Below are 21849 nucleotides of genomic sequence, written 5' to 3' on the forward strand. Positions count from 1 at the left end.
ATTATGCTCCCGCCTTTAAGGTCATCTGTTCAATGCGTTTTTCTGGTGAAGCATTAACGACAATTCGATTCACATAGATTCCAGGCAGATGGATATCATCGGGATCAAGTTCACCAATCTCTACGATTTGTTCAACTTCAGCCACAGTGATTTTCCCGGCCATGGCGCATTCAGGATTGAAATTACGCGCAGTTTTACGGAAGACTAGATTTCCGGCCTTATCTGCTTTATAGGCTTTGACCAGTGCCACATCTGCGGTTAATGACTTTTCCAGGATAAATTCTTTACCCTCAAATTCACGGACTTCTTTGCCTTCGGCAACCGATGTGCCAACGCCTGTTTGGGTGTAGAAAGCAGGAATTCCAGCACCGCCAGCACGTAGTTTTTCTGCCAGTGTCCCTTGTGGGGTCAGCTCGACTTCCAGTTCACCATTCAGATATTGGCGTTCAAATTCTTTATTTTCACCGACATAAGAAGAAATCATTTTTTTGATCTGTTTGGTTTGCAGTAATTTACCCAAACCAAAATCATCTACACCGGCATTATTGGAAATACAGGTCAGACCAGTGACACCGGTATTTTTTAAAGCGTCAATGAGTGCTTCAGGGATACCGCATAAACCAAACCCACCAACGGCGAGCGTTTGATAATCTGCTACGATATCTGCTAAAGCTTCCTGAGCATTGGCAACGACTTTATTCATCAGAAATCCTTTTCTTAAAATTCAAGCGTCCATCTTGGCTTCACGAGCGCTATGGTCTAATTCATCTGCATGCAGGAAGTGGGTATGTGAAGGCGCGCGTTTGGTTTTGCTCCATTGTTCCAGCATGTCATATTTCATTTCTTCGGTAATCATGGCAATTTTTTGCGGTGCCTTTTCATCATCATAAGCCAGTTCCAGACGGTGGCCATTTGGATCGAAGAAGTAAATCGAATGGAAAATGCCGTGATTGGTAATCCCCAGTACATCAACGCCATTGGCTTCCAGATGTTCTTTAGCTTGAACCAGTGCCTGACGATCTTTCACTTTTAAGGCAATGTGCTGCACCCATTTCGGGGTGTTTTCATCGCGGCCCATTTCCGGTTGGGTGGGCAGTTCAAAGAAGGCCAACACATTGCCATTGCCTGCATCTAAAAACAGATGCATATACGGGTCGAAAGCCTTAGTAGACGGAACATGATCCTCAGCAAAAGCCAAAATAAAGTCCATGTTCAGGTTTTTTTTGTACCATTCCACGGTTTCTTTGGCATCTTTACAGCGGTAGGCGACATGGTGAATTTTTTCGATTTGAATGGTCATGGTTATATCCTTATATATTCTTATGCTGCATCAGGCTGTGCTTCAGGTGCAGCTTTTTGAAAAGCGTCCAGTGAATTGCAATGGGCATAAATCGATTCAATTTTCGGGAAATCCGAAAGATCGATGTTGAAACGTTTGGCGTTATATACTTGTGGAATCAAACAGCAATCTGCAAGGCTCGGTTGATCTCCAAAACAGAATTGGCCATTTGAATGCGTTAATTGAGCTTCAAGCGCTTTTAAGCCGGTGACGACCCAGTGTCTGTACCATTCGGTTTTCTGTTCATCGCTGGCATTCAAGGTTTTACTGAGGTACTGAAGTACACGCAGGTTGTTGAGTGGATGAATGTCACAGGCAATATTCAGACTAAAGGCCCGAATCAGCGCACGCTGTTGCAAATCCTTAGGCAACAGGGGAGGTTCTGGAAATTTTTCTTCCAGATATTCAATCATGCTGAGCGACTGGGTCAGTGTGAAATCATCTTCAATTAAGGCAGGGACCAGTTCACCTGGATTGACCTGACGAAATGTTTCACTATGCTGTTCGCCGCCATTGTTCACCAGATGAACCGGGATATGTTCTGCTTCGAGTCCTTTCAGGTTGAGCGCAATACGAACCCGGTAAGCGGCTGAACTACGAAAATAGGTATACAGTTGCATGGTCATGATTTCACCCCGGACTATTCAGTAAAACCGAAATCAATTGCTGGCAGGATTTTGCCGCTCACAGCACCGAAACCGATACGCAGGCCATCTTTTTCACAATGACCTTTCATGATCACGGTATCGCCGTCTTGAATGAAGGTACGCTGTTCACCATTCGATAAAGTCAGTGGTTTGGTGGCATTCCAGGTAATTTCCAGTAATGAACCATAAGAATTAGGCGTAGGGCCTGAAATCGTACCTGAACCCATCAGATCACCGACCTGAACATTACACCCTGCAATAGTGTGATGAGCCAGCTGCTGTGCCATCGACCAGTACATATATTTGAAATTTGTTTCACAGATGACATCAGCCTGGTCTGAATTTTCAGGCTGAATTTCCACAGACAGATTGATGTCATAGCTATTACTGCTGTTGTCTTCACGCAGATAAGTCAGAGGTTTTGGCTCCTGAGCAGGTGAACTGGTTTTAAACGGTTCAAGCGCTTCCATGGTTACGATCCATGGCGAGATCGAAGAGGCAAAAGTCTTGGCGTTAAATGGACCTAGCGGTACATATTCCCATTGTTGCAAGTCACGTGCAGACCAGTCATTGAATAGCACCATACCAAAAATATGATCCCAGGCATTTTCAATTGCAATGGGCTCGCCTAAGTTATTTGGTTTGCCAATAATAAAGCCGGTTTCCAGTTCGAAGTCGAGTTTGCGACATGCTGAAAATACTGGGCGATCAGAATCCGGTAATTTGATCTGTCCTGATGGACGCACGATTTCTGTCCCGCTAACAATCACGGAGCTGGCACGGCCGTTATAACCGACTGGAAGTTCTGACCAGTTTGCTAACAATGCATTTTTCGGATCACGGAACATACAGCCGACATTAGTGGCATGTTCTTTGGATGAATAGAAATCGGTATAGCCTGGGATATGCACCGGTAGATGCATTGTGACATCTGACTGTTTCAAGAAAACCAGATCACGTAGCTCTTTATTGTCACGTAATTCGGCATGATCGGCTGAGAGTAACTTTTGTAATTCCGTACGTACTTTAGACCAGTTGGCTTTACCCGACTCAATAAAACTATTCAAAGTTGGCTGATTAAAAAATTGCTGATCTTGTTCCAGCTTTAAATAACCCTTTGCTTCCAATGCTGCTAGATCAACCACCCATTCTCCAAGTGCCACCCCAGCACGTGGTTGGGTGTTTTGCTCATTACTGAAAATACCATAAGGCAAGTTTTCTAAAGGGAAATCTGAATCAGGAGCGATGTCGATAAATGACTTTAAACGCGTCGTCATAAATATGAATCCTTTCCGTGGAAAATTTAAGTTCTATACAGAATCATACTTATATTTTTAAATTACGCAATAAATAATTTGATTATGTATAATGTAAATTTGTTAATATGCGGCTATGATCTGAATCTGGAATCAGATTTGGCCGAACAAGATTTTTGATTTCGGTAGTACAATGGTTTTATAGAGCCATGAAAATTAATGCGTATATGCAGGATGAAACGATGAACGTTGAGGAAGAAAAATTACAGGGAGGGGTGCAGTCTCTAGAAGTAGGATTAACTGTACTCGATGCATTGACTGAACATAATGCACCGATGATGTTAAAAAAGCTGTCAGAAGTCCTGTCTATGCATCCTGCAAAAGTGCATCGCTATGTGGTGAGCTTGATACGTAAAGGGTATGCCCAGCAGCTCAGTGATGGACGTTATAGTCTGGGTGAGCGTGCTCACGCATTTGGCGTTAATGCCTTAAAGCGTACCGATATGCTGGAATTAACCCAAAAATATATTATGCAGATTCAGCAGCATTTAAATTGCAGTATTCATGTCAGTAAATGGTTCGCCGATGGTGCTGTCGTGGTTCAGTCGCTTGAATCCAATCATGTATTTAATATTATTACCCGAGTCGGCTCGCGTATGCCTCTATTGAAGTCGGCAACGGGTCGCTTGCATGCCTGCCTCCAGCCAGAACACATCATCAAGCCTTTGCTGGAAAAAGAGTGGGCGAATAGCGCTAAAGCAGATCAATATCCTGCGAACTGGGAAGAATTCTTGCAACTTAAAGAGAAAATCCTGCAACAGGGCTATGCTTCAGTAACCGGTGATATGATGGCAGGCATCCATGCGGTGGCGATTCCGGTATATAACTTCAGCCGACAGCTTGATCATGTTATTACCTGTATTGGCACCGAAGACCAGTTGCCAGCAGACCAGATGCAACAGGCTATTGATTATCTGCTCGGGATTCAGCAACAGATTGATGCCTTGTTTAATCCACAAGTGGCTGTCTAACACTTTATTTTACATATAATTTATAGTCATTACATAGGTCCAGACCTGATTGAGGTACTGGATCTTTTTTATATCTAACTTTTGATCGTTAGAGAGAAATTAAAAAGTGGCTTAATTATGAAAACTAGAATTCTTATTTTAATGGATACGAAAGAGAAGAGTTGAACAGAGACTCTTACCTCTTAGATGCTTTAGAGTTTGTATAACAGCCTTTATGTTAAATAGGTGGGGTGAGACATCAAGTTTAATCATAAAGTGCATGATTATAATCAACTCCTAGACCTAACCTCGATAAGTTATTTATTGTTTCTGATCCAAATGAAATGATGTCTTCATGCTGAATATAATTATCATAGCTACAAATTAAGCGAGAGCCATTAGGTATGAAAAAATCCTTAACCTTTTCTAATGTAGAGAATTGATTTAAGTAGTTATTTATAAACTTATTTTGTAATAAAAATATATGAAATGGCTCAGAAAATTCGTCATATTGATTAATATTTTTCGGATCCTTAATAACCTCTTTCCAGTCTTTGCTTCCAAGGAGGTAATAATGGCAGGGAATAATATCTAAGTCTTTATAATAAGGGCCCACTCTTTTAGGAAGATTTCCTCCAGACATTTCAAAGTTGATATTGTTATTAATTAGTGCTTTTTTAAACAACTCTTTTTGTCGATATTCAATCCCTATACAGATATGAAGTGTTCTAAGCATAAAATTCCCCTAAGAAAAAGTGGATACTTAGCTCCTATAAAAGACTATAGTAGCTGAATCAATTCTTAATGCCCCGGAACATAAATTTATTAATACTTATGAAGTCTTTCTAAAATTAACATAATACACGTTATACGAAAAATATTTAAATTTATCTTTTATAAATCATTATTTTACTGTATGAGAAAAAATCCGATCATCACAGATCGGACTTTTTTTATGATTTTTCATATTTAACGCTTAATAAAGAAGCAATGTTCCACTGTTTTATATAGTCTCATTAATTCCAAAGCAAAAAGTATCCAGATGAAAATAAGAATAGATATCCAAGTGGTTACGGATTTTGCCCAAGAACATGACCTGACTCTATTTTTATTTAAAAAGATCAAATCACCATTCATAAAAAAAGCCTTCGAGCACTCAAGCTAGAAGGCTTTTAAAAACTTACTGTTTTTTAAGCGATCAATGGTTCAGCTTCATTCTCCATTTTAATCACCGCAGCCATCGACTCGGCAACATAATCAATATTGCTGAGGTTCAGGCCTGCTGTACACATCCGGCCACTACGAACCAGATAAATACCATAATGCTGTTTTAACAGATCCACTTGCTCAGCAGTTAAACCAGTATAGCTAAACATACCTTGCTGTTGAGTCAGGTAGCTGAAATCAAGTTCTGGCAATGCCTGAGACAATTTTTCTTTGAGTAAGCCACGCATACGTAAAATACGCTGGCGCATCTCTTCAACTTCAGCCTGCCATTGCTGAAACAGTTCAGGATTATTTAACACCTGACTGACCAATAGCGCACCATTGGCCGCTGGACTTGAATAAATCCGGCGAACTGTAGCTTTTAACTGGCCTAAAACATTTTGTGCGCTTGTGTAATCATCACAGACGAAACTTAAGCTACCAATCCGTTCTCCATATAAAGAGAAGATTTTGGAAAATGAATGGCTGACGATGAAATTCATACCGGCTTGATCAAGTGCACGAATGGCATAGGCATCTTGTTCCAGACCCTGACCGAAACCTTGATACGCCATATCTAGGAACGGAATTAAGGATTGCGCTTTTAATACCTCAATGACCTGATCCCACTCATGTGGCTGTAAATCTGCACCAGTCGGGTTATGACAGCATGGGTGCATTAACACAATACTGTGAGCGGGCAGCTGTTTTAAACAATCCAGCATCGCCGGGACATTAACGGCATTGGTTTCAGCATCATAATAAGGATAGAAATGGGTTTGAATACCCGCACCGTTAAAGATCGCAATATGGTTTTCCCAAGTCGGCTGGCTCACCCATATTTCAGATTCTGGAAAATATTTCTTTAAAAAGTCAGCGCCGACTTTTAGTGCACCTGAGCCACCCAAAGTCTGAATCGTGACCACACGACCTTGCTCGCGGGCAGGGCTGGAGGTTCCAAAAATTAATTCCTGTGCAGCCTGGTTAAAGCTGTTCAGACCATCCATCGGCAAATAAACACGGACTTTATTATAGTCAGGGGTCAGGTAAGTATAGGCTTTTTGCACTGAGTCTAGTTGCGGCACAATATTGTCTTCGTTGTAATATAGGCCGATGCTTAAGTTGACTTTGTTACTACGCTGATCTTTGTTGAATTCTTCCATTAAAGAGAGAATCGGATCGCCGGCATAAGTATCAATATGTTGAAACATGAATCTATCCTAATCTAATCAATATGCGATTACGCTTCTGGTAAGGTGCTAATTTTGCTGTTATCTAAAATAGCAGTCTGAGACTCCTGTTTGCGCTTAAAGAAGTAGGCAACCGAGAGAATACCAATCCAGACCGGAATCATGATGACAGCCACACGCATGTCCGGGGTGCTGCTCATAATTAGCAGAATACCGCCCATAAATGCGATACATAAATAGTTGGTGAATGGATAAGCCACACTTGGAAAATCGGTTTTGGTCTGCATGCGGTTCATGGATGTCTTGAATTTCAAATGAGTATAGGAAATAACAAGCCAGTTAATCACGATGGCAGCAACCACCAGCATCATCAACATGCTAAAGGCTTTTTCCGGCACCAGATAATTTAATAAAACGCACATCAAGGTGAAAAACGCTGAAACCATCACTGCATTCACAGGGATGCCACGCTGATTAATCTTGCTTAAGAACTTCGGTGCATTACCTTGTTGGGCTAAGCCTAACAGCATACGGCTGGTACAGTAGTTAGTACTGTTATATACCGAAACCGCTGCGGTTAACACCACGAAATTCAAAACACCAGCAACTGTTTGACTGCCGAGAGAATCAAAAATCATCACAAATGGGCTACCACCTTGTGCCATCATGTTCCAAGGGTAAAGCGATAAAATCACTACCAGACTCAGGATATAAAATAACAGGACACGGTAGACAATCTGGTTGACTGCTTTAGGTAAGGTCTTTTTCGGGTTATCGGTTTCAGCGGCTGCGATCCCGACCAGTTCAATGCCGCCAAAAGCAAACATGATCATGGCCATCGCCATAATCAGGCCCATGATTCCATTCGGGAAGAAGCCGCCGAGTTGCCATAAATTTTCCAGACTGGACTGGCTATGGCCGCTACCACTGGCAAGCAGGTAGCTGCCGAACGCAATCATGGCAATAATTGCACCAACTTTAATGATCGCCAGCCAGAACTCCATTTCACCGAATAATTTCACGTGAAGCAAATTAATGATATTGATGAAAATGAAGAAGCCGAGGGCAGAGACCCAGGTCGGAATTTCCGGCCACCAGTAATGGATATAAAGACCGACGGCACTTAATTCGGCCATACAGACCAGAATATTCAGTACCCAGTAATTCCAGCCCGACATAAATCCGGCAAATTTGCCCCAGTATTTATAAGCGAAATGACTAAAAGAACCGCTCACAGGTTCATGTACAATCATTTCACCCAGCTGGCGCATCATTAAGAAGGCAATCAAGCCTGCAATGGCATAACCTAAAATAACGGAAGGCCCGGCAAGCTTGATCGTTTGTGAAATTCCAAGAAACAGTCCGGTACCAATTGAACCACCGAGTGCGATGAGCTGAATATGCCGGTTACTTAAACCTTTTTTCAGGTTTCCTTGTTCAATGTGCTGCATTTTTATTCATCATCCATGTGAGATTAAGCGCTGAACTATGATGTGCTTTATTATTTTTATGCCGTCATCGATGCAGAATCTTAAGTGTTATACGAGCGTATACGTTGAAACAGAGGCAACCATACCGATGCATATGACACTACATAGACACCGGTATGGTTTTAAAAAGGTCAGGCTTTAGAAATGTCTAAAACACCACGTTTGATCTGATCACGTTCGATTGATTCAAATAGGGCCTTAAAGTTACCTTCACCGAAACCGTCATCGTCTTTACGCTGGATAAACTCAAAGAACACTGGGCCAATCATGTTTTCAGAGAAAATCTGTAACAGCAGGCGTTTGTTACCATCTTTGGTATTGCCATCGAGCAGAATGCCACGTTTTTGCAGCTCATCCGCTGGCTCACCATGATTTGGCAGACGTTCATCCAGCATTTCATAATAAGTGCTTGGCGGTGGCGTCATGAACTTGGTGCCTAAAGCTTTCAGCTTGTCCCAAGTTTCAAGCAGGTCATCACAGATAAAGGCAATGTGCTGAATGCCTTCTCCATTGAATTCGTTCAGGAACTCAGCGATCTGGCCATTACCTTTGTCTGAATCTTCATTCAGTGGAATACGGATCTTGCCATCTGGTGCTGTTAGTGCCTTAGAAGTCAGGCCAGTGTATTCGCCTTTAATATCGAAGTAGCGGATTTCCTGGAAGTTGAAAATCTTTTCATAGAAATCTGCCCAGTACTGCATACGACCTTTATAAACATTATGCGTTAAATGATCGATTTCATTCAGGCCAGTGCCGACTGGACGCGATGGAACATTATCAAAGAAGATAAAATCATTTTGGTAAATGTCACAATCGACCAGGAAGATTGGAGAACCACCGATTCCTTTAATCGCAGGGATGTTAAGCTCCATTGGGCCGATTTTGCTATAAATCGGTTCTGCACCGATTTCAATCGCCTTTTGAAAAGCTTTTGCCGCATTCTTGGTACGGAAGCCCATTGCACAAGCAGAAGGACCGTGCTCTTTATAGAAAAATGCTGCATATGATTCAGGCTGATAATTCAGAATGATATTAATATTGCCCTGGCGCCATAAATAGACATTTTTCGATTTATGCTTCGCCACTTTAGTGAATCCGATGGCTTGGAAAACAGGATCCAACTGACCATCTTCAGATACAAATTCAATAAATTCGAATCCACACAGTTCTAATGGATTGGCTAATTCATTCATACAACATCCTCATTTTTTAGAAGCAATCCTATTGCTCATCTTTTACTGTCTGTTCAGGCTCTACGGAGGTATGACTGCCGTTTTATATTGAGAAGACAAATCCGTTTGCCTGACTTCTTTGACTTGCTGAACTGCATCGATTCCTGATGCACACAAGAAAAAGAAGGAATTTAACTCATCATACTGGATCTTGAATATTATTCAATACGTAATTTAATTACGTAATAAATAATTTCATAAAACATGGGGTTAATTTATAACATAAATTAATGTTATTCATAAAAAATATTTTTTGGATAATTCCAAGATACTAAATCATAGGAAATGTAGTTTTTTGTAAGGAAAATCTATTTTGAATACTCATATCAAAAAGGCTTATGAACACAAGTTTTTGTTATGGAAATTTAAGAAAATGAAATATTAAAAACTTAGCTTCAACTTGTTTTGATATTCAAAAAAAAAGCCCTTAAATAATTAAGAGCTTTAGTCATCCAATCCAGTTGTACCTAATATCCATACCGGTTTCAGCATTCAACACTGAAAGGATAGGCATCTTCGAATAGAGATCAAAACAGGTTGAGTGTTTATCTCCTGGTAACGATTTAAACAGGTTTTAAAAGCGATACTTTGCTCCTATCGTGATGTTTAAAGGCAAAGCATATTGAGGAATCGTACCTGAACCTGAAGTATTGAGACTGCCATCTGCCAGATAACTGAGACCCTGATCATAATAGGATTGATCTGTAATATTCTGTGCAATGGCGAATAGCTGTAATTGAGGAGTGGCTTGATAATTCGCACTTAAATCAACCGTTAAGGTCCCCTCATTCAACTGGGTATGCGCGGTGTTATTCCAATACTCGGCAAACTCTCGTAACTGCACATTTAGATGCAGCTGGTCTGTCGCTTGCCAGGATGCACCCCAAGTCGCATTCCAGGTCGGAATCTGTCCGATCTGCTGGCCGGTTGGCGCTACAGCAACGCTTAAATTAGAGCGAGTCAGTTCAGACTTGGTTCTTGTATAACCCGCATTCAGGCTAATACGATCGTTCACCTGAACATTTGCAATAAGTTCAAATCCTTGCATTTTGGCATCACCGGCATTGACATACTGGCGTAATGTGGCAGCAGCACTCACCCCAGTATCACAGTAATTATTGCCTGCATCACAGTCGGATCGAACAACCGCATAATCAATGTAATCTTTCACTTTATTATAAAAATAGGTGCCAGAAAGCGTTAAAGCATGATCGCTAAAATCAAAACCCAGTTCGGCTCCCCGGTTGGTTTGGGATTTCAGGTCAGTATTGGGAACTGTGTAATTCGAACCGCCGATAAAACTACGGTACATCTGGTTCAGACCGGGTGCAGAGAAGTTTTTATAGGCTGCACCGCGCAGATCCAGTTGATCATTGAAATGATATTTAAAGCCGAGGCGGGGACTAAAGTGATTTTCATCTTGGTCAGTCAGACGGTTTTGAATCGGGCTGCCTGCATATTGTCCATAAGTTTCTGCATCCGAGGCTTTCCAGAAATCCTGACGTAAACCCAAAGTAATATCCAGAGGTAAGGTTTCAGGACGATACAAAGCTTGGGCAAAAATACCTGCAAACTGATGCGTTGCTTCTGCAGTGATATTGCCCAAAAAACCGGTACTATTAAAAATATTCAGCGGGTCTTTCACTTCAATTTGGCGATAATCGATACCAAATTTAATATCTTCCAATTGTTTCCATTGGGTATTTGTTGTGATTGATGTACCGAAACTGTCATATTCCGCCTTTTCCTTCTGGCTGATAATCGATGTGCCATTATTTGGAGTTGCCAGACTATAACCTGGAATAGAAGCATTTTGGGTTTGCATGTCATTGGTTTGATACCACGCTAATGTATTCAATTTCCAGTCTGAGCTCAGCTCGGTGAGGCCAGTGGCAGCAATGCGAAACGTATTCCATTTATTTTCAGCATCCCGATATTGCAAGCCTTCTTCTTTAGTTTCGCTTGCAAGTAAGGCGAGTAGATACTCATCCTGCTGATTGGGGCTATAGATGGCTTTAACATTGAGCGTATCCACCTGATTTTCTGTTTTGCTCATGTCTGGATGGCGATATCGTTTCGGTACCTGCCAATAGCCATCAGACTGGCTGCCGTCATAATTCAAGCCGATTTTAAATTTTTCTGACAGCTCCCATCCTTGGCTGGCTCCGTAACTAACCGTATTAAAACTGCCATAACTTGCATAAATTGCACTGCCTTGTTCCGGCTGACGGGTAACAATATTAATTACGCCACCCATGGCCATATTGCCCCATAAACTGGTCGCACCACCGCCGCGGATTACTTCAATTCGCTCGACCTGTTCTTTAGGAATTTGGGCCCAGTTGATAGTTCTAAAATAAGGATCATTGGCGGGAATACCATCGACAAGCACCAGATTTAAACCATTGGTGGAGGTGCCAAAACCACGGATGCTGATGAGCTGGCTAGTTGGATGTAATTGGGTCGATAGGCGGGCCGGAGTAAAGACGCCAGGAATTTTGTTAATAATCTGGTCAATACTGCTTTGTGGTGCATTTTGAATCTGTTCATGTTCAATGACCGTCGTACTCATGTCCATATCCTGTAAATTACTGCCACGGCTGGCCATCACGGATATAGGCGCTAATTGTTCGAGCTGTTTTGCTGGACTTTCTTCTGCATGAATAAGATTACAAGTCAAAATTGCAAGTGAAAGTGCGCTGAATTTAAATAAATTATTTTGTGTATTCATTATTATTCCACCTGAATCAGGAAAAAAGGAATGTCGAACCACATACTGAAAGTAAGTAGTTTGAATATTTTTATAAAATAATTAAGACAACAGTTTAGGTCGTGAACTAGAGAGAAAGTGGAGGACCACGATTTTGGAAGAAGGTTAAGTAAAGTTTTTGATAACGCTTGAGACTGGAAACAGCTAAACGATGAGGTGTTTTGCCCAAAATTAATGTCAGTAAGATGAGAAGGCAGGCAAGCCAAACAGGATTAAAATTCTGTCCCAAAACCAGACAGAATTTACAAAAAGTATCTGCGCTATACAGGATTTTTTCTTCTACATTGCGCTGTTCAGCTAATAGGAAAGATTTCTGGATCTGCGACTGTGTAGCCTCTAATTTAATATGATCAGCATGGGCTTCCGATGGATTGAAAATAGCAAGTTGCTTGCAGATTCCAGACCCAAGCTCAGGATGTGTTTGCAAAATGGGCGTAATAAAGACAGAAAGCTGCATTAGCCATGCAAAGATGGCGAATATAATAGAAGCTTTCTGAAAGGTTAAACGCACAATCATCCAACCTATATAAAAGGCGTATAAATGATTATATAACGTTTTTTGATTTTAAAAGTGCTAATGGATAGTTGTAGTAATTCAAGCTGGATAAATAGAGGTATGGGGGATTATATATTTAAGTGATTATTTATTTTTAAGCAAATAGAATAGTTTTATCTTGGAATTTAAATTTAAAACATAATTATAATCAATAGCTTATTTTGTTAATAAATTTTTTGAAAATAATTTATGTATTTTATAACCTGATTTATTTTTCAAATATATTTTTAATTTTTTAAACATCCTTATTTTGGGAGGTTTTTATTTTAAATAGTGGGATTGAATTTTTATCTAATAATTTTTTAGTCAATAAAATAAAAGCTTAAGTTTAGAGATATAGCTAAATTTAGCTTATTTTTATTTAACTCTTATATTTTATTTTCAAATTTTATAGGTATGCCAGTTCTACCATTTTTATAAAAAAGTGGAGAAAGCTTGGAATGACTATATGTCCTCTATGAGGGAGCAACTTATAGACAAGAGAGATTGAATAGTTCAGAAATTGAATTCACTAATCAATAGAAAGAGAAATAAAGAATCTACTAAGGATGAGTGGGGAAATAAGTGAGAAGATAACCACTTTCTTAAATGGGATAAAAAATAAGAATGGTTTTAAGTACTGTGAAGGGATTTAAGGCAGGAATCATTGCCTTGGCTATAGGATGGAGCGTTCAGGCAAATGCAGATGAAACAAAGGGAAATTATATTAAGGCTACTATTGATCAGTCATTCAAGCCGCTCATGCAAAAATATGATGTATTGGGAATGGCAGTCGGGGTGATTTATCAGGGAAAAAATCATGAATATTATTATGGCCTGCAATCTCATATCGACCATAAAGCTGTAGATCGGCAAACAATTTTTGAATTAGGTTCTGTAAGTAAAATTTTTACTGGCATTGCAGGGGGCTATGCCAAGAGTCAAGGTAAGCTTTCTTTTAATGATCATCCAGCTAAATATTGGCCTGATTTAAAGAATTCAGAAATCAACAAAGTCAGTTTGCTGGAATTAGCGACTTATACGAGTGGAAACTTACCTTTGCAATTTCCGGATCAGGTTAAGACTGATCAGCAAGTTTTAGAGTATTTTCAAGATTGGCAGATTAAACATCCGCCTGGCCAATATCGGCAATATTCAAATCCCAGTATTGGCTTGTTTGGTGAGTTAAGTGCAAGATCAATGAATGTTCCTTTTAGCGTATTGCTGGAACAGACGATTTTTCCAAAACTCAATTTAAAGAATACCTATATCAATGTTCCGAAAGCACATAGGGTTCATTATGCTTTTGGTTATGATCAGAACAATCATCCGGTGCGGGTAAACCCGGGAGCTTTAGATGCCCAGGCTTATGGGGTGAAATCTACACTTCCCGATATGCTGAAATTATTAGATGCCAATCTGAATCTGAAAAAGAATAAGCCTGATATTAAACAAGCGCTTCTGGAAACTCATCATGGATATTTTAAGCTTGGAAAAATGACCCAAGCACTCGGCTGGGAGACTTTTTCATATCCGACAACGCTCGAAATTTTGCTGGAAAGTAATTCTGAAAAAGTCGTGATGCAACCAAATCGGGTAGTCAAAAATACTGTTCAGGCAAAATCTAAAGTTTTTCATAAAACTGGTTCAACCAATGGCTTTGGCACCTATGTACTATTTATTTCGGAAGAAAATTTTGGACTGGTCATGCTGATGAATAAAAAAATTCCCAATGCAGAGCGAATCAAGGCAGCCTATCAAGTCTTTCAGACCATAAAAAACAGTTAAGTTTATTAAGCCTGAATAGAAGGAAATGTCTCATGATTTTTGAGCTAGGGTGTTTCCTTCTTTTGAAAAGAGGTTGAGTCTTAAACTCTAACTGAAGTAAAAGCCTCCTAATTTCGGAGGTTTTTATTTTGTATCGATAAGAGTGGTAGATTTTATTGGTTGAGAAAAATTCATTCTATAAATTTTAAAATGAAATTTAATAATATTAAAGTTCAAAATAGGGTAAGCTTATTTAATTAAGATTGAATCAGATTAGATAGGTTTCAGGGCATTCATGTTAGAACTTCGTCATTTAAAAACCTTAGTCGCGTTACGAGAACATGGCTCACTGGTTGCAGCAGCAGGAGATCTTTGTCTCACGCCTTCAGCTTTGTCCCATCAGCTTCGTGAATTGGATCAATGGTTCGGAGTCGAAATCGTCAATCGCCGTAGTCGCCCGGTCAGTTTTTCCAATGTCGGGCAGCGCTTACTGAAGCTGGCAGATGATATTTTGCCTCAAGTCCATGTTGCACAGAGTGATATCATTCGCATTGTGCATGGGCAGACAGGACGGATCATTTTTTCTTCCGAATGCCATAGCTGTTTCGACTGGTTGATGCCTTTACTGAATCAATATCGTATTCAATATCCAGATGTAGATTTGGATTTCGCTTCTGGCTTTGAGGCCAATCCGCATGAATTATTACAAACAGGGGAATTCGATCTGCTTATTACCGCTGATCCTATTGAACTGAAGGGTATAGAGTATTTCCCGATTTTTGAGTATGAGTCGCGTTTGGTGCTATCGAATACTCATCCTTTAGTGCGTTCCCAAAGTATTAGCGTCCAGGAATTGGCGGAAGAAACACTGATTACCTATCCAGTGGACAAGCACCGTCTGGACATCATGTCACACCTGTTTATTCCAGCGAATATTTTACCTAAACAAATTCGGACCACCGACTTGACTCAAATGCTGATTCAACTGGTTGCCAGTGGTCGGGGAATTGCAGCCTTGCCAGATTGGGTAGTGAATGAATATGAGCAAAAAGGCTGGGTGACTTCACGCCGTTTGAATTGTATAGCCCCGAATGGACTGCGCCGGACTTTATATGCAGGTTATCGAACTGAAGAAAAGCAGAAAGATTATTTCGAAGGATTTTTAAAGCAGCTTGACCGATTCTCTAAAAAGAGAACCACATATTATGATTAAGTGGTGATAAAGGTTTCCTCTCGACTCTTTAAAACTATTCTTTTTGATGACGCTTTCAGTCAATTAGATCAATAAATATACAATTCTAAAACAGGCTTATCTTAATTTTGGGTGAAAGATGGGAAGAGTAGGACTCAACTAGTAGATGAGATATTGAAGAGTTCTTAGGTATTTTAAAACCTATTCTGAAAGAAGAGGTGAGATCATGAATATTGTAAAGAATACCATTTGTCTTTGGTACGATCATGATGCTGAAGAAGCCGCACGATTTTATGCAGAAATTTTTCCAAATTCATCTGTAGGTGCCATCGTTCTTGCACCTGGAGATTATCCCTCTGGTAAAGCAGGTGATGTCATCACAGTAGACTTTACCGTACTGGGTATTCCATGTATTGGTTTAAACGGAGGACCTGTATTTCAGCATAATGAATCTTTCTCATTTCAAGTCGCCACAGAAGATCAGGAAGAAACTGACCGCTATTGGAATGCGATCGTCAATAATGGTGGTCAGGAAAGTGAATGCGGATGGTGTAAGGATAAATGGGGAGTATCTTGGCAAATCATCCCTAAAGCTTTGCTTGAAGCATCATACAGTTCAGACCGTGGTGTTGCTAAAAGAGCTTTTGATGCCATGATGACCATGAAGAAAATTGATGTCGCTGCAATTGAAGCTGCCATCCGAGGCTAAGGCATAGTCTCGATATCAGTGATTAATGCCATGTATTTAGTTTAAGCGTTTGGCCTTATTACTTATATAAAGTGAGAGGTCATTGTTAATAATCAGAAGTTCATCCTTTAAGGTATAGCCAGTGAGTTGCTTATGGCGGCCGCTGGCTAAAATCTATTTAAGCCTTCACAATAAATAATTTTTCTTTTTTAAAATAAGTAGATGAAACTCGAAGATATCTCTGAAGGTGAAGATTCATATTTGAAATATTTGGCTTAATGTAAGATGATAAAATAGTAAGTGACTAAAATTTAAAATCTTATTTCATCTGCTAGAAGAACGAGAAAGACATGCCTCATTCCCATCATCATGAAAAACACTATATACAACGTTCTGGCTGGTTGCGTGCCGCAGTGCTTGGTGCCAATGATGGAATTATTTCCGTGACCAGTCTGGTTGTCGGGATGGCAGCCAGTGGTGCTTCGTCACAAACACTTTTGATTGCTTGTGTTGCTGGCCTGATTTCTGGTGCAGCCTCGATGGCAGCTGGGGAATATATCTCGGTCAAGTCGCAACAGGATATTGAAAAAAATGATCTCGCCATGGAAGAGCGGGAATTAAATCTGCATCCCGTACATGAATTAAGAGAGCTAAAAAATATTTATATCAAGCGAGGGTTAGAAGCTGATCTGGCCGAAGAAGTGGCAAAACAGCTTACTGCACATAATGCCTTGGATGCGCATGCGCGTGATGAAATTGGAATTCTGGAACAGACAGCTGCCCGGCCCTTTACGGCGGCATTTTCTTCAGCATCAGCATTTACGGTAGGTTCTTTATTTCCATTGGTATCCATTTTGGTTTTGCCTTCACATTTGCTAGATCAGGGCGTCATGCTGGTGGGAGTGCTTAGTCTGGGAATGATGGGAGCATTAGCCAGTTATGCGGGCGGTGGCAGTATGTGGAAAGGCGCACTGCGTGTCATGATTTGGGGCATCGTTGCCATGCTATTCAGTTTCTGGATTGGCTCTCTATTTAATGTTACTACCATGTAATTATTTAAAAAATATGGAATAAATTTATATTGTTCTCTATATGTCCAAAATTCAAGTGAAGTACATAATCTTGAATTAAAATTTTCCTCATTGAATTGTATTAGATACATCTAGATTTTTAAGTAACTAACTCATTTAAAAAAATTAAATTTTAACTACAAGTTTTTCTTTAATTAAAAATACCTAATTTGATTATATGCTTCCTTGCACTAAAGCTGTGCCAAAAGGCGCAGTGAAGTGGCAATTTTAAAATCTGGATATGAATATTCTCAGGAAAATAAGAAAGAGCTTGGTTCTCAGTCACTATAATTTAGAAAAAATATAAAAGTACCTCTAGATAATTAATATAAATACAAATACTTATTCGTATAACTATTTTATTGGCACGCTTTGTGCTTATTAGAATTTGAGTCAAAGACGACTCTAAAGAAATTTGTAAGACGGCCAATGACGTCCGTTCTGATCGCATCTGGTGTGCAGCGATTCGCATAGCAGATAAGCCTATACGTTCAGTTCTGGAAGGAGATGGTGATGTCTTCAAATTTATATGAAAAGAAAGCAACAAAAATAAGTCTTTTGAATTTCAGCAGCGCAGCAATGAGAGCCTTCCATATGAGTTGGCTCGCGTTTTTTGTCTGCTTCTTTGCCTGGTTCGCCTGTGCACCGCTGATGCCTGTAATCGCAGGTGAATTCAGCTTAACCAAAGATCAAATCGCCAATATCAATATTGCAGCAGTCGCAATCACTATTCTGGTTCGACTGATTGTCGGTCCGCTATGTGACAAATATGGTCCACGGAAAACCTATACCGCCTTACTCGTACTCGGCAGTATCCCGGTCTTTGGTGTGGCCTCTGCGAATAGCTATGAATCCTTTCTGTTTTTCCGCTTACTGATTGGCGCCATTGGTGCCAGTTTCGTCATTACCCAATATCACACCAGCATCATGTTTGCGCCGAATGTGGTCGGTACAGCGAATGCGGCATCTGCAGGTTGGGGAAATGCCGGTGGTGGTGCAACTCAAGCCTTGATGCCCTTACTTCTAGCTGCGTTGGTGATGTTCGGTGTTGAACAGGCGATGGGCTGGAGAATTGCACTGATCGTTCCAGGCCTAATGATGGTGATTGTCGGTGCATTGTACTGGAAATTCACTCAGGACTGTCCACAAGGCAACTTTAAAGAACTGCGTGCAGCAGGAATCCAGGTAGGTAGCGAGAAAAAAGGTGGCATGGCAATTCTGATGCATGCTGCACGTAACTACCGTGTCTGGATTCTATTTGGCGCTTATGCGGCCTGTTTCGGTATCGAAATCTTCATTCATAACATCGTAGCCATGTACTACGTAGAAAACTTCAGCTTTGGTTTAAAAGAAGCAGGTATGACGGCCGGGATCTTCGGTCTGCTAGCACTATTTGCCCGTGCACTGGGTGGCATCGTTTCAGACAAAGTTGCCATCAAAAAAGGCCTGGACGGACGTACCAAAGTGCTGTTTGCCATGATCTTGATGGAAGGCTTATTCCTGATTTTATTCTCGCAAATGAACAGTGCCATGCTGGCCATTATCACAATGACTGTCTTTGCATTATTTACCCATATGGCATGTGGTGCAACATATGCGCTGGTGCCATTTATTGACCGTGATGCTTTAGGCGGTGTGGCCGGCATTATCGGTGCAGGCGGTAACGTGGGTGCGGTCGCAGCAGGATTCTTACTCAAAGGCATGCTGGATATTCAAACCTGTCTGATGGCACTTGGCGGCCTGGTCGTGATTGCAGCAAGTTTTGTTCTGATGATTCGCTTCTCGGTTGAGCATAAGGCCAAAGAGCAAAAGCTATATGAAGAAGCTGTTCTTGAACGAAACAACCTGGCTTAAAACACAAGATACAAGATTTAGAAAATTTAGGAGAAGGAATATGAAACTGGTAATGATTGGCCATGGCATGGTAGGACACAAATTTATTGAATCTGTGCTTGAGCATGCGGGTGATGAGGTTGAAATCACTATTCTGGCAGAAGAGCCGCGTCTGGCTTATGACCGTGTACATTTAACTGAATATTTCACTGGAAAATCAGCCAAGGATTTAACCCTTTGCCGTAACGACTTTGCAGATGCGTATGGAATTGATCTGCGTTTGAGTACCAAAGCGACTGCAATCGATACTGTTAATAAAACAGTCACCACTAATCATGGCGATGTGATTGCTTATGACAAACTGGTTTTAGCTACCGGCTCCTATGCTTTTGTGCCGCCAATTCCTGGTAATGACCGTGAAAATTGCTTTGTTTACCGTACTATTGAAGATCTGGATGCCATTCGTGCAGCGAGCTTGAATGCCAAAAACGGTGTCGTGATTGGTGGTGGTTTGCTGGGGCTGGAAGCGGCAAAAGCGCTGCGTGACCTGAATCTGGAAACGCATGTGGTCGAATTCGCACCACGCTTAATGGCAGTACAGATTGATGATCTTGGCGGTAAAGTATTACGCAGCAAAATCGAAGATCTGGGCGTTAAAGTCCATACCCAAAAAGCCACCTCGTCTATTGAAGATGGTGTCAATGCCAAGCACGTGATGAAGTTTGGTGATGGTGCTGAGCTGGAAACTGACATCATTCTGTTCTCTGCAGGGATCCGTCCACGTGATGAGCTAGCACGTCAAAGTGGGCTGGCGATTGGTGAGCGCGGTGGTATCGTGATCAATGATTACTGCCAGACATCAAATCCGGACATTTACGCGATTGGTGAATGTGCGCTGTGGAATAACAAGATTTTTGGTCTGGTTGCACCAGGCTATGACATGGCACGTATTGCTGCGAAACATGTACTACAAGAAGAATGTGCAGCATTTGCTGGCGCAGACATGAGCACCAAGTTGAAACTGATGGGCGTTGATGTTGCATCAGTTGGTGATGCACATGCCATGACACCAGGTTCACTGAGCTACTTCTATGCCGATGAAGCAGCGCAGATCTACAAAAAAATCGTAGTTAATGCTGAAAAAACCAAACTGCTCGGTGCAGTGCTGGTCGGTTGTGCCAAAGAATATAACGACCTGCTGCAAATGATGCTAAATGGTCTGGAAATCCCGGAAAACCCGGAAAGCCTGATCATGCCGGGCTTTGATCAAGCGACTGCAAAAGCAGGCGGTAGCGGTGTAGACCTGCTCCCAGACAGCGCAACGATCTGTTCATGTAATAACGTATCTAAAGCGGATATCTGTTCAGCGATTGCCGATGGTTCAACTTCACTAGGCGCTCTGAAAAAATGCACCAAAGCTGCTACAGCTTGTGGTGGCTGTGCACCGCTGGTGACGCAAGTTCTGAAATCTGAGTTACAACGTCAAGGCGTAACAGTAAATAACCATCTCTGCGAACACTTTGCTTATTCACGCCAGGAACTGTATCACCTGGTTCGTGTGAATGAAATCAAGACCTTTGATGACCTGATCCAGCAACATGGTCATGGTCTGGGCTGTGATATCTGTAAGCCAACAGTGGCAAACATCCTGGCATCTTGCTGGAACGACTTTGTCCTGAAACCAAGCCATGCCGGCCTGCAAGACAGTAACGACTACTACCTCGGTAACATTCAAAAAGATGGTACTTACTCTGTCGTTCCTCGTATGGCAGGTGGTGAAGTCACTCCAGATGGTCTGATCGTAATTGGTCAAATTGCTAAAGAATATGGTCTGTACACCAAATTGACTGGCGGCCAGCGTGTCGATATGTTTGGTGCGCAACTGCATCAATTACCAGAAATCTGGGAAAAACTGATCAATGCCGGTTTTGAATCAGGTCATGCCTACGGTAAATCGCTGCGTACCGTGAAATCTTGTGTCGGCAGCACCTGGTGCCGTTATGGTGTAGATGATTCTGTGGGCTTGGCGATCTATCTGGAAAACCGCTATAAGGGCTTACGTTCTCCACACAAACTGAAAATGGCGGTGTCTGGCTGTACCCGTGAATGTGCCGAAGCACAAAGCAAAGACGTTGGTGTGATTGCTACTGAAAAAGGCTGGAACCTGTATGTCTGCGGTAACGGCGGTATGAAACCACGCCACGCGGAACTGCTGGCATCAGATCTGGATACACAAACTTTAGTCCGCTATATCGACCGTTTCTTCATGTTCTATATCCAGACGGCTGATCGTCTGCAACGTACTTCAGTATGGCGCGACAACCTCGAAGGCGGCTTAGATTATCTGAAAGATGTCATCGTCAATGACTCACTGGGTCTGGCAACAGAACTCGAGCGTCGTATGGAGCATGTGGTGGGCACTTATCAGGATGAATGGCGTACTGCAGTTGAAGATCCAGAAGTCCGTAAACGTTTCAAAACCTTTATTAATGCCAAGGCTGAACAGCAAAACGATCCGCACGTTCAATTTACTGAAGTGCGCGGTCAGATCCGTCCAAAAACTGAAGCTGAACGCAATGCCAGCCGTATTCCGGTAGTTGAAGCCTGATTCAAAGAATAAAGGA

At 41.3% G+C, this 21849-nt stretch carries 17 protein-coding genes; 7 read left to right on the forward strand and 10 right to left on the reverse strand.

The window, feature by feature from the left end:
- Position 1: 1 nt before the first annotated feature.
- The 4 genes from FTV25_RS07210 to fahA are packed head-to-tail and all read right to left on the reverse strand — an operon-like array spanning position 2 to position 3263.
- Positions 2 to 703, reverse strand: coding sequence for a CoA transferase subunit A (locus tag FTV25_RS07210; RefSeq protein WP_180002432.1), 702 nt, complete (start codon positions 701 to 703; stop codon positions 2 to 4).
- A 21-nt stretch (positions 704 to 724) separates the two neighbouring features.
- Complete coding sequence (locus tag FTV25_RS07215) at positions 725 to 1300, reverse strand: VOC family protein (protein WP_004783206.1); 576 nt, start codon at positions 1298 to 1300, stop codon at positions 725 to 727.
- A gap of 20 nt (positions 1301 to 1320) precedes the next feature.
- Positions 1321 to 1959: a maleylacetoacetate isomerase gene (maiA, locus tag FTV25_RS07220; protein ID WP_180002482.1), complete on the reverse strand. Its 639-nt coding sequence runs from the start codon at positions 1957 to 1959 to the stop codon at positions 1321 to 1323.
- 20 nt (positions 1960 to 1979) lie between these two features.
- Positions 1980 to 3263, reverse strand: coding sequence for a fumarylacetoacetase (fahA, locus tag FTV25_RS07225; protein ID WP_180002433.1), 1284 nt, complete (start codon positions 3261 to 3263; stop codon positions 1980 to 1982).
- 188 nt (positions 3264 to 3451) lie between these two features.
- Between fahA and FTV25_RS07230 the strand changes: the two genes are divergently transcribed.
- Positions 3452 to 4273, forward strand: coding sequence for an IclR family transcriptional regulator (locus tag FTV25_RS07230; protein WP_180002434.1), 822 nt, complete (start codon positions 3452 to 3454; stop codon positions 4271 to 4273).
- A gap of 244 nt (positions 4274 to 4517) precedes the next feature.
- On the opposite strand, the gene FTV25_RS07235 is transcribed toward FTV25_RS07230, so the two are convergent.
- The 6 genes from FTV25_RS07235 to FTV25_RS07260 all read right to left on the reverse strand — a co-directional run bounded on the left by FTV25_RS07235 (position 4518) and on the right by FTV25_RS07260 (position 12651).
- Positions 4518 to 4988 (reverse strand): hypothetical protein, encoded by a 471-nt coding sequence (locus FTV25_RS07235; protein WP_180002435.1) that lies wholly within the window; start codon positions 4986 to 4988, stop codon positions 4518 to 4520.
- A 454-nt stretch (positions 4989 to 5442) separates the two neighbouring features.
- Entirely contained in the window at positions 5443 to 6669 is a 1227-nt protein-coding gene (locus tag FTV25_RS07240; RefSeq protein WP_180002436.1) for an amino acid aminotransferase, read from the reverse strand.
- 29 nt (positions 6670 to 6698) lie between these two features.
- Positions 6699 to 8099 (reverse strand): amino acid permease, encoded by a 1401-nt coding sequence (locus FTV25_RS07245; protein ID WP_125279729.1) that lies wholly within the window; start codon positions 8097 to 8099, stop codon positions 6699 to 6701.
- 170 nt (positions 8100 to 8269) lie between these two features.
- Positions 8270 to 9331: a 4-hydroxyphenylpyruvate dioxygenase gene (gene hppD / locus FTV25_RS07250; protein WP_004811022.1), complete on the reverse strand. Its 1062-nt coding sequence runs from the start codon at positions 9329 to 9331 to the stop codon at positions 8270 to 8272.
- A gap of 613 nt (positions 9332 to 9944) precedes the next feature.
- Positions 9945 to 12101 carry a TonB-dependent receptor gene (locus FTV25_RS07255; RefSeq protein WP_180002437.1) on the reverse strand — a complete coding sequence of 719 codons (2157 nt, stop codon included), beginning with the start codon at positions 12099 to 12101 and terminating at the stop codon, positions 9945 to 9947.
- A gap of 106 nt (positions 12102 to 12207) precedes the next feature.
- Positions 12208 to 12651: a hypothetical protein gene (locus FTV25_RS07260; protein ID WP_180002438.1), complete on the reverse strand. Its 444-nt coding sequence runs from the start codon at positions 12649 to 12651 to the stop codon at positions 12208 to 12210.
- A 651-nt stretch (positions 12652 to 13302) separates the two neighbouring features.
- Here FTV25_RS07260 and ampC point away from each other — a divergent pair.
- The 6 genes from ampC to nirB all read left to right on the forward strand — a co-directional run bounded on the left by ampC (position 13303) and on the right by nirB (position 21833).
- Positions 13303 to 14463 carry a class C beta-lactamase gene (gene ampC / locus FTV25_RS07265; protein WP_180002439.1) on the forward strand — a complete coding sequence of 387 codons (1161 nt, stop codon included), beginning with the start codon at positions 13303 to 13305 and terminating at the stop codon, positions 14461 to 14463.
- A 274-nt stretch (positions 14464 to 14737) separates the two neighbouring features.
- A complete protein-coding gene (locus FTV25_RS07270) occupies positions 14738 to 15655 on the forward strand; it encodes a LysR family transcriptional regulator (protein ID WP_180002440.1) in 918 nt (305 codons plus the stop codon).
- Between the two features lie 205 nt (positions 15656 to 15860).
- A complete protein-coding gene (locus FTV25_RS07275) occupies positions 15861 to 16343 on the forward strand; it encodes a VOC family protein (RefSeq protein WP_180002441.1) in 483 nt (160 codons plus the stop codon).
- A 329-nt stretch (positions 16344 to 16672) separates the two neighbouring features.
- Complete coding sequence (locus FTV25_RS07280) at positions 16673 to 17374, forward strand: VIT family protein (RefSeq protein ID WP_180002442.1); 702 nt, start codon at positions 16673 to 16675, stop codon at positions 17372 to 17374.
- A gap of 531 nt (positions 17375 to 17905) precedes the next feature.
- Entirely contained in the window at positions 17906 to 19246 is a 1341-nt protein-coding gene (locus tag FTV25_RS07285; RefSeq protein WP_004783163.1) for an MFS transporter, read from the forward strand.
- 40 nt (positions 19247 to 19286) lie between these two features.
- Entirely contained in the window at positions 19287 to 21833 is a 2547-nt protein-coding gene (gene nirB / locus FTV25_RS07290) for a nitrite reductase large subunit NirB (RefSeq protein WP_218947814.1), read from the forward strand.
- Positions 21834 to 21849 lie beyond the last annotated feature (16 nt).

The sequence above is a fragment of the Acinetobacter sp. YH12249 genome (genome assembly GCF_013417475.1).
Classification (GTDB): Bacteria; Pseudomonadota; Gammaproteobacteria; order Pseudomonadales; family Moraxellaceae; genus Acinetobacter.

What these genes read in the sequence shown, in the direction of transcription:
- FTV25_RS07215 (WP_004783206.1), bottom strand. Translation starts at nt 1,300, where the DNA reads ATGACCATTCAAATCGAAAAAATTCACCATGTCGCCTACCGCTGTAAA.
- nirB (WP_218947814.1), top strand. Translation starts at nt 19,287, where the DNA reads ATGAAACTGGTAATGATTGGCCATGGCATGGTAGGACACAAATTTATT.
- FTV25_RS07230 (WP_180002434.1), top strand. Translation starts at nt 3,452, where the DNA reads ATGAAAATTAATGCGTATATGCAGGATGAAACGATGAACGTTGAGGAA.
- FTV25_RS07270 (WP_180002440.1), top strand. Translation starts at nt 14,738, where the DNA reads ATGTTAGAACTTCGTCATTTAAAAACCTTAGTCGCGTTACGAGAACAT.
- maiA (WP_180002482.1), bottom strand. Translation starts at nt 1,959, where the DNA reads ATGCAACTGTATACCTATTTTCGTAGTTCAGCCGCTTACCGGGTTCGT.
- FTV25_RS07240 (WP_180002436.1), bottom strand. Translation starts at nt 6,669, where the DNA reads ATGTTTCAACATATTGATACTTATGCCGGCGATCCGATTCTCTCTTTA.
- FTV25_RS07275 (WP_180002441.1), top strand. Translation starts at nt 15,861, where the DNA reads ATGAATATTGTAAAGAATACCATTTGTCTTTGGTACGATCATGATGCT.
- FTV25_RS07255 (WP_180002437.1), bottom strand. Translation starts at nt 12,101, where the DNA reads ATGAATACACAAAATAATTTATTTAAATTCAGCGCACTTTCACTTGCA.
- FTV25_RS07210 (WP_180002432.1), bottom strand. Translation starts at nt 703, where the DNA reads ATGAATAAAGTCGTTGCCAATGCTCAGGAAGCTTTAGCAGATATCGTA.
- fahA (WP_180002433.1), bottom strand. Translation starts at nt 3,263, where the DNA reads ATGACGACGCGTTTAAAGTCATTTATCGACATCGCTCCTGATTCAGAT.
- FTV25_RS07280 (WP_180002442.1), top strand. Translation starts at nt 16,673, where the DNA reads ATGCCTCATTCCCATCATCATGAAAAACACTATATACAACGTTCTGGC.
- FTV25_RS07245 (WP_125279729.1), bottom strand. Translation starts at nt 8,099, where the DNA reads ATGCAGCACATTGAACAAGGAAACCTGAAAAAAGGTTTAAGTAACCGG.
- ampC (WP_180002439.1), top strand. Translation starts at nt 13,303, where the DNA reads ATGGTTTTAAGTACTGTGAAGGGATTTAAGGCAGGAATCATTGCCTTG.
- FTV25_RS07285 (WP_004783163.1), top strand. Translation starts at nt 17,906, where the DNA reads ATGTCTTCAAATTTATATGAAAAGAAAGCAACAAAAATAAGTCTTTTG.
- FTV25_RS07235 (WP_180002435.1), bottom strand. Translation starts at nt 4,988, where the DNA reads ATGCTTAGAACACTTCATATCTGTATAGGGATTGAATATCGACAAAAA.
- hppD (WP_004811022.1), bottom strand. Translation starts at nt 9,331, where the DNA reads ATGAATGAATTAGCCAATCCATTAGAACTGTGTGGATTCGAATTTATT.